Consider the following 11,428-nt stretch of genomic DNA (forward strand, 5'->3'; position numbering starts at 1 on the left):
CCCTGCTGAGCTTCGGCACGGGTCCGGCCTTCCTGATCGCGGGCACGCCGATCGGCCGCGACGCCCTGGTGGCGCAGGCCGGCCTCGACGTGCGGGTGGCGCGCGATGCGACCCTGGGGATCGCCTACACCGGCCAGGTCGGCGAGCGCGCCCAGGACCACGCCGTCAAGGGCAACTTCACCTATCGGTTCTGAGACCGCGCCGGAAAACGCGCAAAGAGGCGCCGCCCCATCCGAGACGGCGCCTCACGTTCCAAAAAACCTCAGCGATCGCGCAGGATCAGCCGGTCGCCCCGCACCTCGAAGGAGGCCAGCCGGTCGAGGAAGCTCATGCCGAGGAGGTTTTCGCGAAGCGCCCCCGGACGGCTCACCAGGGCCGGTACGCGCCGCTCCACGATGCCGCCGATCGCAAGCGTGTCGAGGAAGGCGGGGGCCGCCACGGTGACGCCGTTGGCGGTGGAGACCCGGACGCCGAACTCGGATTCCGCCGGACGCAGCCCAAGTTCGGCGGCGCTCTCGGCGGTCAGGACCACGGAACTCGCGCCGGTATCGAACTGGAAGCCCTGGGGTTTGCCGTTCACCAGGGCCCGCACGTGGAAGTCGCCGTCCGCCCGGCGGGTGATCGTGACCGAGCCGTCCGATCCCACCACCGCGCTGCCTGGCCGCACCGCGCCGAGCATGCGCTCGCCGAGTGTCCGGGCCTCGTCGCGGAAGGCGTAGCCTGCCACGAGGGCGGCCCCGAGGGCACCCCAGACCAGGAGCGCGGTGAGGTTCGCACCCAGCCGGCCCCGGAACTGATGCCAGAACCCGGCCACCATCACGCTGAGCAGGCCCGTGGTCATGGCCAATTGCGCGAACTGGTCGGGCTCCATGCCGGCGATGCGCTCGCCGTCGCCGGACAGGAGCAGCACGATCAGCGCACCGCCCAGGATGAGCAGGCCGACGGCGAGCCTCATGGCGCGGCCGGCGCCGGCACGCGCGCCGGGTAGGCGGCGCGCAGGCGGGCTTCCAGCGTCGCCATCACGGCCCGGCGCTGGGGCTCGGATAGCGAGCCCCACAGGGCGATCTCGTCGCGCGTGCGGCCGCAGCCCTCGCACAGGCCCGTGACGGCGTCGAGGATGCAGAGCTTGGTGCAGGGGCTGGAGGGTTTGGGGGAAAGCGCATTCATCGCGGCGATCCATGCCAGGGCGGCGGCGTCCGGATCAAGTCCGGCCGGCGTCGCGGGCCGGATCAGACCGGGATCGCGGCCACGAGCCCGAGCAGGGCGGCGATCTCCGCGAGTTGCTGGGCGGCCCCCACCACGTCCCCGGTCTGGCCGCCGATCGAGCGATGCGCGAGGGCGGTGACGCCGAGGGCGGCGAGCGCGCTGGAGCCCAGCATGAGGATTCCGCCGAGGGGCGGGAGTCCGAGAAGAAGGGCAAGCAGCGTCAGGCCGACCGCGAGGGCGCCGGCCGTGATCAGGGTCTCCCGGCTCGGCCGGCCGACGGCGGCGCCGGCCCCGTCGGTCCGCGCGGGCGGCAATAGCGCCAGGGGCGCCAGGGCGGCGCTGCGCGACAGGGCGGCGGCGAGCACCAGGGCGAGGGCGGCCAGCGACCCGCCGCGATCGAGGAGCGTCGCCAGGGCGCCGATCCTGAGCGCCAGCGACAGCATCAGGGCGACGCCGCCATAGGCGCCGATGCGGCTGTCACGCATGATCTCCAGGCGACGGGCCGGATTCCCGCCGCCCCCGAACCCGTCCGCGACATCGGCGAGCCCGTCCTCGTGCAGGGCGCCGGTGACGAGGACGCCCGCCGTCACGCCGAGCGTCGCGGCAAGGAACGGCCCGAGCCCGAGGCCCCAGGCCGCGAGCAGGACCAGCGCGCCCGGCAGGGCGAGGATCGCGCCGGCCAGCGGCAGCATCCGGGGCAGGGTGCGGAAATCCGGCACCGCGTGCGGGTCGCCCTCGCCGGGAAGCGTCGGCACCGGCAGCCGCGAGTAGAAGCGCAGGCACCCGGCGAGATCGTACGCCAGGGCAGCGCCTGGGAAGGCGGGATCGGCGTCTTCCTGCATCGCGACCCCGCCTCGCCTTCACCACCCGTTCGCCGACCGTTATAGCTCCGGCGACAGGCGGCCCGCCATCCTGGCGCCGGGGCCGGCCACCGGAATCGCCCCATGACCGATGCCACCCCGTTCGACGACATCCGCCGCCTCGTCGAGACCCTGCCGGGGCCGGACCGGGACGCGGTGGCGATGGTGGCCGAGCGCGACGCGACCCTGACCAAGCCGGCCGGCTCCCTGGGGCGCCTCGAGCACCTCGTCTCCTGGCTCGCCGCCTGGCAGGGTAAGGGCCAGCCGACCCTCGACCGTCCGCTGGTTTGCGTCTTCGCGGGCAGCCACGGTGTCACCGCGCGCGGCGTTTCGGCCTTCCCGTCCGAGGTGAACCGCCAGATGCTCGACAATTTCGCGGCCGGCGGCGGAGCCATCAACCAGATCTGCGCCGCCTACGGCCTCGGCTTCAAGGTGTTCGACCTCGCCATCGACCTGCCCACCGGCGACATCACCACCGGGCCGGCCTTCGACGAGAAGGCCTGCGTGGCCACCATGGCCTTCGGTATGGAGGCGGTGGCCGCCGGCACCGATTGCCTGGCGCTGGGCGAGATGGGCATCGGCAACACCACGGTCGCGGCGGCGATCTACGGGGCGCTCTACGGCGGCGAGGCGGGCCACTGGGTCGGGCGCGGCACGGGCGTCGACGAGGCCGGGCTCGCCCGCAAGGTCGCTGCGGTGGAGGCGGCGCTCGCCCACCATGCCGGCCATCTCGACGATCCGCTGGAGGTCCTGGCGCGCCTCGGCGGGCGCGAGATCGCCGCGATTGCGGGTGCGATCCTGGCCGCCCGGCTGCAGCGGGTGCCGGTGGTGCTCGACGGCTACGTGGCGACCGCGGCGGCCGCGATCCTGCACGCCCTCGACCCGTCGCTCCTCGACCATTGCCTCGCCGGCCACGTCTCGGCCGAGGGGGCGCATGCGGACGTGCTGGAGCGCCTCGGACTCGTGCCGCTGCTGGCGCTCGGCATGCGTCTGGGGGAGGCCTCCGGCGCGGCCCTGGCGCTTGGCCTCCTCAAGGGCGCGCTCGCGTGCCACCGCGACATGGCAACCTTCGCGCAGGCCGGCGTCTCGGGACGCAGCGCGGGTTGAGCCCGCCTCAGGCGGCCCGGGCGCGGCGTTCCGAGGCCGGGATTGCGCCGTCGCTCGGCACCTCGATGGCGGGCAGGGTCTCCATGACCCGGCTCGCGGGGAAGATCACCACGACCTCGGTGCCCTCGCGCGGCTTCGACTTGAGCTGGAAGTTGCCGCCGTGCAGGTCGACGAGACCCTTGACGATGGGCAGGCCGAGCCCCGAGCCTTGTTCCGCCGTCTTGATCGCGAGCGACCCGCGCCCGAAGGACGACATCACGGTGCCGATCTCGTCCTCGGGGATGCCCGGGCCGCTGTCGCGGACGCTGACATACTGGCCCCCCGACGAAGTCCACCCGACCTTGATGGTGATCTCGCCGCCCGGTGGCGTGAACTTCACCGCGTTCGAGAGGAGGTTCAGCACGATCTGGCGCAGGGCCCGCTCGTCGGCCCAGAGCCGGGGCAGGGTGCCGTCGATGAACTCGTGGATCGTCTGGTTCTTGCCCCGCGCCCGCAGGCCCATCATGTGGCGGCATTCCTCCACCGCGTGGCCGAGGTGGATCGCCTCCTCGTTGAGTTCGTAGCGACCGGCCTCGATCCGCGACAGGTCGAGGATCTCGTTGATGAGGTTGAGAAGGTGCAGGCCGCTGTCGTGGATGTCGGCGGCGTATTCCTTGTACGAGGTCGCCACGTGGGCGCCGAACACCTCGTTCTTCATCACCTCGGAGAAACCCAGGATGGCGTTGAGCGGCGTGCGCAACTCGTGGCTCATAGTGGCGAGGAAGCGGGATTTGGCGAGGTTCGCCTCCTCCGCGCGTCGACGCGCCTCGTCGGAATTGGCCTTGGCCTGTTCGAGCTCTCCGAAGATCGCGTCCTTCTCCGCCTGCGATTGCAGCGCCTCGACGGTGGCCGCGTAGACCCGGCGGGCGAGGCCCATGAAGAACACCTGCGCGCCGACCACCATGGTCACGAGCATCATCGTGTTCATGTCCTGCGACACGGCGAGCAGCGAGAGGGCGGCGACGCAGAGGGGCACCAGGGCGGCCACGGCGGCCGCCGGCAGGGTGGCGGCGAGCATGGTGGCGATGGCCGCCACGATGACGAGGCCGAAGAGCACGAAGGTGCGCGCGCCCGACGTGCCGACCAGCACCATCATGGCCCAGGCCGTGCTCTGGAGGAACTCCGCGACCATGAAGGTCCGGCGCCAGCGCCGGACGGAGACCGTGTCCGGATCCTGCGCCAGGAAACGATGGGTCAGGAACTTCGCGAGGCTCACCGTGGCCAGGAGGCAGAGGCCCCAGGCCCCGGCCAGGACGGGGGAGGTCCAGAAGGCCGCGATGCCAGCGACCGTGAGCCCGAGCAGTGCCAGCGGGATCACGGCCCCGGCCCGGTACTGCGCGTAAGACCGGATCAGTTCGTAATCGAAGGCGCGTTCGAGCCCGCTCGTCGAGGTGAGCTTCTCCCGGGCCGAGCGCATGTCGCGCGCGACGTCGCGACGGCGCGCCGCCTCCTGCGCGGAGGGACCACGGCCACGTTGAATCATCTCCGCAGTCAGGTCGGTCATCACCGTCTTGAGAATTCGGGGAGGCGTCGCGGTCCGGGGCGGGACCGCCGAGAGGCCGGGATACGACCCGTCGAGAGTGCCGCCGATGTGTTAAGAACCGCCTGCCGCGAAGCGGGGCATTGTCGAAGATTCCGTAAGATCCCGGTCTGCGGAACCGGTCCGCACACCTCTGTTGCCGCGATGCCGCCGCCGTTCCGGACGCCAGTCCGGGACAGGTGCGCTGCCGCACACGGTTACGATCCAGCAAGGATTAGCGTTCTTCCAAACTGCGCATCGGGAGGCCGGGATGCTGAAACTGACCGTCAACGGGGTGGCGCACGAGGTCGACGCCGATCCGGAGATGCCGCTCCTCTGGGCGCTGCGCGACCACCTCAACCAGACCGGCACCAAGTACGGCTGCGGCATCGCCCAGTGTGGCGCCTGCACGGTCCATCTCGACGGTCAGCCGGTCCGCGCATGCCAGACCCGGATCGGCGACGTCGGTGAGGCCAAGATCACCACCATCGAGGGTGTGAACGGCAAGGTCGCCGAGGCGGTGCGCACCGCTTGGCGCGGCCTCGACGTGGTCCAGTGCGGTTACTGCCAGTCCGGCCAGATCATGTCGGCGATCGGTCTGCTCTCCGGCAACCCGAAGCCGACGGATGCCGATATCGACGGGGCCATGGACGGCAATGTCTGCCGTTGCGGCACCTACCAGCGCATTCGCGCGGCGATCCACGAGGCGGCGCGTACCCTCGCCTGAGGGGTTTCGCTCGCTCGTTCTCCATTCCTCTCCCGAACTCCGCGTCTGAACTGGAGCCCCCCATGCTGAAGGTCCGTCAGGCCACGCCGCCCGTGCCCTCCCGCCGCGCGTTCCTCGGCGGCGCCACCGTCGCCGCCGGTGCCCTCGTCATCGGCTTCACCCTCGACCCGGCCAAACTCGCCAAGGCCGCAGCCGGTCCCGATCTCTCGGCGATGCCGGCGGCCCCCAACGCCTTCGTGCGGATCGCCGCCGACGACACCGTGACGGTGGTGATCAAGCACCTCGACATGGGCCAGGGCAACACCACGGGCCTCGCCACCATCCTGGCCGACGAGCTCGACGCGGACTGGGCCACCATCCGCACCACCTTCGCGCCGGCCGACGCCACCCTCTACAACAACTTCGCGTTCGGCCCCGTGCAGGGCACCGGCGGCTCCACCGCCATCGCCAATTCCTGGTACCAGCTGCGCAAGGCCGGTGCGGCCGCCCGCGCCATGCTGGTCGCGGCGGCGGCCGAGCGCTGGAAGGTCCCGGCCTCCGAGATCACGGTCGAGTCCGGCACGGTGCGCCACGCCGCCTCGAACCGGCAGGCCCGGTTCGGTGAACTCGCGGAGGCCGCTGCGGCCCAACCCGTGCCGAAGGAGCCGCGCCTCAAGGAGGCGAGCCAGTTCAAGCTGATCGGCCAGAAGGTCGCCCGCCTGGATTCGGGACCGAAGACCGACGGCACCGCGATCTACTCCCTCGACATCCGCCGTCCGGGTCAACTGACGGCGGTGGTCGCCCATTCCCCGCGTTTCGGCGGCACCGTGAAGAGCGTCGACGACAAGGCCGCCCGCGCGGTCGTGGGCGTCGTCGACGTGGTGACGATTCCCACCGGCGTCGCGGTGCTGGCACGCGACACCTGGTCGGCCATGAAGGGCCGCGACGCCCTCACGGTGACCTGGGACGATTCCGCCGCCGAGACCCGCTCGTCCGACGCGATCCTGGCCGAGTACCGCCAGCGCCTCGGCACGCCGGGCCTCGTCGCGTCCAAGAAGGGCGACGCCGCGGGCGCCATCGCCGGGTCGGCCAAGGTACTCGAGGCCGAGTTCACCTTTCCCTACCTGGCGCATGCGGCCATGGAGCCCCTGAACGCCACCATCGAGAAGGCGGCTGACGGCAGCTACGACGTCTTCGCCGGCTGCCAGTTGCAGACGATCGAGCAGGCCGTCATCGCCGCCAATCTCGGCGTGACCACCGACAAGGTTCGCCTCCACACCCAATGGGCCGGCGGCTCCTTCGGGCGGCGGGCGACCCCGAGCGCCGACTACTTCGCCGAGACCGCCACGATCGTGCGCGCGACCGGGGGGAAGGCGCCTGTCCACCTCGTCTGGACCCGCGAGGACGACATGGCCGGCGGCTTCTATCGGCCGATGGTCGTTCATCGCCTGCGCGCCGGCCTCGACGCCAAGGGGGCGATCACGGGCTGGGAGCACCGGACCATCGGCAAGTCGATCATGATCGGCACGGCCTTCGAGACCATGCTGGTGAAGGACGGCGTCGACGCGACCTCGGTCGAGGGCGCCTCCGACACGCCCTACGCGCTGCCGGCCTACCGCTTCGAGGTCCACAACGCCCGCGAGGGCGTACCGGTCCTGTGGTGGCGCTCGGTAGGCCACACCCACACCGCGCAGGCGATGGAGGTGTTCATCGACGAACTCGCCCATGCCGCCGGCGCCGACCCGGTCGCCTACCGCCTCGGCCTGCTCGGCGGCGCGCCGCGCCTCTCCGCCACCCTGAAGCTCGCCGCCGAGAAGGCGGGCTGGGACCCGAAGGCGGTCGCGGAGGCCAAGGCCAGCGGCAAGGGGCGCGGCCTCGGCGTCGCGGCGCACGAATCCTTCGGCTCCTACGTCGCCATGGTGGCGGACGTCACCGCCGAGGACGCCAAGGTGAAGGTGAACCGCATCGTGGCGGCGGTGGATGTCGGCATCGCCGTCAACCCGGACGTGATCCGCGCCCAGGTCGAGGGTGCCGTGGGCTTCGCGCTCTCCTCGGTCCTGCGCAATAAGATCACGCTCAAGGACGGTGTGGTGCAGGAGAAGAATTTCGACGCCTACGAGCCCACCCGCATGAGCGAGATGCCCGTGGTCGAAGTCCACATCGTGCCGTCCACCGCGGCACCCACCGGCATCGGCGAGCCCGGCGTGCCGGTGATCGCCCCGGCGATCTCCAACGCCATCTTCGCGGCCACCGGCCAGCGCCTGCGCTCGCTGCCCCTGAACCTCAGCGGGCTCAAGGGCGCCTGAGCGCGGCCACCTCGCCTAAGAGCGACGATAGGGCTCCTCGCCGTCCGGTGAGGCCTCGCCTATCTCGGGGGGCATCATGCTCTCCGAGACCGCCTTCGACGCTACCGTGGCGCGCCTGCGTGCCTGTCGCGTTTGCCGGGACGCTCCGCGCTACGGCGCGCCCCTGCCGCAGGAGCCGCGTCCCATCGTGCAGGGGCGCGCCTCCGCCCGGCTCTGCGTGGCGAGCCAAGCCCCCGGCAACCGGGCCGACAAAAGCGGAATCCCGTTCATGGACCCCTCGGGCACCCGCCTGCGCGACTGGCTCGGCCTCGACGCGGCGGCTTTCTACGACGCGAGCCGGCTCGCCATCGTACCCATGGGGGCATGCTTTCCAGGCTACGACGCCAAGGGCGGCGACAAGCCCCCGCGCCGCGAATGCGCCGAGATCTGGCGGGAGGAATTGTTCGCGGGCCTCCCGAACCTCGATCTCATCCTGGTGATCGGGCAATACGCGCAGAATTGGCATCTCGGCCGCTCCAAGGTCGGGCTCACTGACACCGTCCGGCGCTGGCGCGAGATTCTCGACGCGGCGCAGAAACCGCGCGTTCTGCCGCTGCCCCATCCCTCCTGGCGCAACAGCGGCTGGCTCAAGGCCAATCCCTGGTTCGAGACCGAACTCCTCCCCGTCCTCAAGGCCGAGGTCGCCCGCGCGATGGCACCCCGTTGACAGGGATGCCCGCCCGCGTGATCGCTCGCGGGCAGACAAGAGAGGCAACGATGGCCGAAATCCTGGACCCGCGCGACCGCCTGATCGTCGCCCTCGACGTGGCCAGCGTCACGGAGGCCGAGCGCCTCGTCGACCGGATCGGCGATGCGGCGACCTTCTACAAGATCGGCTACCGGCTCGCCTATGCGGGCGGTCTCGCCCTGGTGCCGCGGCTCGCCGCCTCCGGTCGCAAGGTCTTCCTCGACCTCAAGCTCCACGACATCGGCAACACGGTGGAGGAAGGCGTGCGCGCGCTCACCGATCTCGGCGCGACCTTCCTCACGGTGCATGCCTACCCGCAGACCATGCGGGCGGCGATCCGGGGCCGGGGCATGCACGGTCCGAAGATCCTCGCGGTCACGGTGCTGACGTCCTACGACGATGCCGATGCGGCGGAGGCCGGCTACGCCCTGGCGGTGGCCGACCTCGTGGCGCGCCGGGCGGGGCAGGCGGCGGAGATCGGCATCGACGGAATCGTCTGCAGCGCGGCCGAGGCCACCGTGGTGCGAGGCCGGATCGGACCCGATCGGGCCATCGTCACACCCGGCATTCGGCCGGCTGGAGCCGAGGCTGGCGACCAGAAGCGCGTGATGACGCCGGGCGAGGCCCGCCGGATCGGCATCGACCACGTGGTCGTCGGCCGTCCGATCACGCAGGCGGAGGACCCGCGCGCGGTGGCGCTGGGGATCGTCGCCGAGATGCGTTGAGGGCCGGCCCGGTCAGGCCTTGCGGCGCAGGCTGCCGATCAGGAAATCGATCATCGCGTCCAGCGGCGGCGCGCCGTCGTCCGGGTAGTGGCTGACGAGGCCGGGATGGCAGTAGCGGATGGTCGCGGTGTGGATGCAGGCCGCCGCCAGCGCCGGGTCGCGGACCTCGAATTCGCCGGCCTCGGCGCCCTCGCGGACGAGCCGTTCGAAGACCGAGCCGATCTGGTCGACATGGGCGCGGCAGACGTCCCAGCTCTCGGCGATCGCCGCTTCCACCATTTCGTGCAGGCGGGGATTGGCTTCGCAGCGCTCGATGCAGGCCCGGTGCATCACCATGATCACGCCGGCGATGCGCCGCGCCGCGTCGAGTCCGGGCGCGAGGGCCGCCTGCGCCACGCGCTGCTCGGTGTCGTCCATCAGACGCTGGATCACCGCCTCGTGGATCGCCTTCTTCGACTCAAAGAAGCGATAGACGTTGGCGGGGCTCATCCGCAGGGACTTGGCGATGTCGGCGACGGTGGTCTTCTGGTAGCCGACGAGGCGGAAGGCCGCCTCGGCCGTCGCCAGGATGCGGCAGCGGGTGGTCGGCGCCGATTCGTCGGAAATCTCGCGGACGATGGCCGCTGTACGGGTCATGGGCCTAAACTAGGCTGTTGTGTTCCCGGCGTCAAAAATCAAGTTTCGCCGTCAAACCGACCAAACCTCGGCGCCAATGCCGGGTTCCGCGCCCTCTCAAGAGCCGAACTGCGATCCGAGTTGCTCCAGATATTCCGCGAGATCGACGCCGCCGATCCGCTTGCCGTAATCGAAACGCATGCCCTGGCGGATGTCGACGCTGCTGTTTTTCGTCGTCAGCGTGAACGGCTTGACGCAGATCCAGGCTCCGTCCCGGCGGTGCTCGAAGAAGTTCAGGATCTCGTGCTTGCCCATGGCGGCCTCCCTGTTGTCTCTCGGTACAACGGGGCGATGCCAAAACGGTTCACCGACAGTCGCGCTTTCCTTTCACGAAGTGGAAGCGTAGCCGTCGCGAAGTGGAAGCGTGGCCGTAAGTCTGGTCTAGTGTTGCGATGCGATGGCGCGATGTTGCGCCGCGCTCGTGTATCCCCGAGAAGGCTGGAACGAACCGGAGGGGCGCTGCCCTCCGATCGTGTCCGAGATTCGATTCAGGCGGCGGTCTTCAGCGCCCCGGTCTTCTCGTGGAAGTCCGGCCCGTTGATCGTGCGGGTCACAAAGCCGTCGCGGATAAGGTAGTCGCCGAAGCGCTCGCCCGACTGCTTGTTCTTCGCGTAGGCGGCAAAGAGCGGATCGAGGATCGTCTTGATGTCGGAGGCGGTCACATCCTCGGCGTAGAGCTTGCCGAGGCGCGAACCGTCGAAGGCGGCGCCGAGATAGAGGTGGTAGCGCTCCGGGCCGCGACCGACGAGGCCGATCTCGGCGATGAAGGGCCGGGCGCAGCCGTTGGGGCAGCCGGTCATCCGGATGGTGATCTCGTCGTCGGCGAGCCCATGCAACGCGAGGCTCGTCTCGAGTTCGGTCATCAGGTCGGGCAGGTAGCGCTCGCTCTCGGCCAGCGCTAGGCCGCAGGTCGGCAGGGCGACGCAGGCCATGGAGTTGCGGCGCAGCGCGCTCGCGCCCTTGGTCAAGCCGTACTGATCGACCAAAGCCTCGATCTCGGCGCGCTTCTCGGCCGGGACGTTGGCGATGATGACGTTCTGGTTGCCGGTCAGGCGGAAGTCGCCCTCGTGGATCTCGGCGATCCGGCGCAGGCCCGTGAGGAGTTGCGGGCCACCCTCGTAATCCTTGATCCGGCCCGAGGCGATGTAGAGCGTGAGGTGGTGGCGCCCGTCGTCGCCCGCCGTCCAGCCGTAGCGGTCGCCGTTGTTGGTGAAGGTGAAGGGCTTCGGATCGGCCAGCGGCTTGCCGACGCGCTTCTCGACCTCGGCGCGGAAGGCGGCCAAGCCATAGCGTTCGATCGTGTACTTCAGGCGGGCGTTCTTGCGGACCTTGCGGTTGCCCCAGTCGCGCTGCACCGTCATCACCGCCTCGGCCGCCTTCAGGGCGTCCTCGGGCTTCACGAAGCACATCACGTCGGCGGTGCGCGGGAAAGTGTCGGTCTCGCCATGGGTCATGCCCATGCCGCCGCCCACCGTCACGTTCCAGCCCGTGAGCTGGTTCTTCTTGTCCAAGATGGCGATGAAGCCGAGATCGTGGGCGAAGATGTCGACCTCGTTCG

The 11,428-nt window shown here is 70.5% G+C and carries 13 protein-coding genes; 6 read left to right on the forward strand and 7 right to left on the reverse strand.

The annotated features are described in order from the left end of the window. A partial coding sequence (locus JWQ05_RS17810; protein WP_299661194.1) for an autotransporter outer membrane beta-barrel domain-containing protein occupies positions 1-194 on the forward strand: 194 nt, incomplete at its 5' end. 68 nt (positions 195-262) lie between these two features. Here JWQ05_RS17810 and JWQ05_RS17815 read toward each other — a convergent pair. The 3 genes from JWQ05_RS17815 to cobS form a co-directional block, all read right to left on the reverse strand. Continuing rightward, positions 263-955: a TIGR02281 family clan AA aspartic protease gene (locus tag JWQ05_RS17815; protein ID WP_299661197.1), complete on the reverse strand. Its 693-nt coding sequence runs from the start codon at positions 953-955 to the stop codon at positions 263-265. Then, on the reverse strand, positions 952-1,167 hold the full coding sequence (locus JWQ05_RS17820; protein ID WP_299661200.1) for a DUF1289 domain-containing protein: 216 nt from the start codon (positions 1,165-1,167) through the stop codon (positions 952-954). Before JWQ05_RS17820 ends, JWQ05_RS17815 begins: the two co-directional genes overlap by 4 nt. A gap of 62 nt (positions 1,168-1,229) precedes the next feature. Further along, positions 1,230-2,048 (reverse strand): adenosylcobinamide-GDP ribazoletransferase, encoded by an 819-nt coding sequence (cobS, locus tag JWQ05_RS17825; RefSeq protein ID WP_299661203.1) that lies wholly within the window; start codon positions 2,046-2,048, stop codon positions 1,230-1,232. A 102-nt stretch (positions 2,049-2,150) separates the two neighbouring features. On the opposite strand from cobS, the gene cobT reads away from it, so the two are divergent. Then, positions 2,151-3,173 carry a nicotinate-nucleotide--dimethylbenzimidazole phosphoribosyltransferase gene (gene cobT / locus JWQ05_RS17830; RefSeq protein WP_299661206.1) on the forward strand — a complete coding sequence of 341 codons (1,023 nt, stop codon included), beginning with the start codon at positions 2,151-2,153 and terminating at the stop codon, positions 3,171-3,173. Positions 3,174-3,180: 7 nt separating this feature from the next. On the opposite strand, the gene JWQ05_RS17835 is transcribed toward cobT, so the two are convergent. Beyond that, positions 3,181-4,716 (reverse strand): HAMP domain-containing sensor histidine kinase, encoded by a 1,536-nt coding sequence (locus JWQ05_RS17835; protein WP_299661208.1) that lies wholly within the window; start codon positions 4,714-4,716, stop codon positions 3,181-3,183. 286 nt (positions 4,717-5,002) lie between these two features. Between JWQ05_RS17835 and JWQ05_RS17840 the strand changes: the two genes are divergently transcribed. The 4 genes from JWQ05_RS17840 (at position 5,003) to pyrF (ending at position 9,195) form a co-directional block, all read left to right on the forward strand. Next, positions 5,003-5,458: a (2Fe-2S)-binding protein gene (locus JWQ05_RS17840; RefSeq protein WP_299661211.1), complete on the forward strand. Its 456-nt coding sequence runs from the start codon at positions 5,003-5,005 to the stop codon at positions 5,456-5,458. Positions 5,459-5,520: 62 nt separating this feature from the next. Further along, positions 5,521-7,743, forward strand: coding sequence for a xanthine dehydrogenase family protein molybdopterin-binding subunit (locus JWQ05_RS17845; RefSeq protein WP_299661214.1), 2,223 nt, complete (start codon positions 5,521-5,523; stop codon positions 7,741-7,743). Positions 7,744-7,819: 76 nt separating this feature from the next. After that, positions 7,820-8,449: a uracil-DNA glycosylase family protein gene (locus JWQ05_RS17850; RefSeq protein ID WP_299661217.1), complete on the forward strand. Its 630-nt coding sequence runs from the start codon at positions 7,820-7,822 to the stop codon at positions 8,447-8,449. Positions 8,450-8,499: 50 nt separating this feature from the next. Beyond that, entirely contained in the window at positions 8,500-9,195 is a 696-nt protein-coding gene (gene pyrF, locus JWQ05_RS17855; protein WP_299661220.1) for an orotidine-5'-phosphate decarboxylase, read from the forward strand. A 12-nt stretch (positions 9,196-9,207) separates the two neighbouring features. Here pyrF and JWQ05_RS17860 read toward each other — a convergent pair whose 3' ends face one another. From JWQ05_RS17860 to JWQ05_RS17870, 3 genes are all read right to left on the reverse strand, one after another. Next, a complete protein-coding gene (locus JWQ05_RS17860) occupies positions 9,208-9,831 on the reverse strand; it encodes a TetR/AcrR family transcriptional regulator (protein ID WP_299661223.1) in 624 nt (207 codons plus the stop codon). A gap of 96 nt (positions 9,832-9,927) precedes the next feature. Beyond that, a complete protein-coding gene (locus tag JWQ05_RS17865; protein WP_299661225.1) occupies positions 9,928-10,125 on the reverse strand; it encodes a hypothetical protein in 198 nt (65 codons plus the stop codon). 233 nt (positions 10,126-10,358) lie between these two features. Then, positions 10,359-11,428, reverse strand: a 1,070-nt coding sequence (locus JWQ05_RS17870; RefSeq protein WP_299661228.1) for an NADPH-dependent assimilatory sulfite reductase hemoprotein subunit, incomplete at its 5' end; no start/stop codon positions are given.

The sequence above is a fragment of the Methylobacterium sp. genome (assembly GCF_028290105.1).
GTDB lineage: Bacteria > Pseudomonadota > Alphaproteobacteria > Rhizobiales > Beijerinckiaceae > Methylobacterium.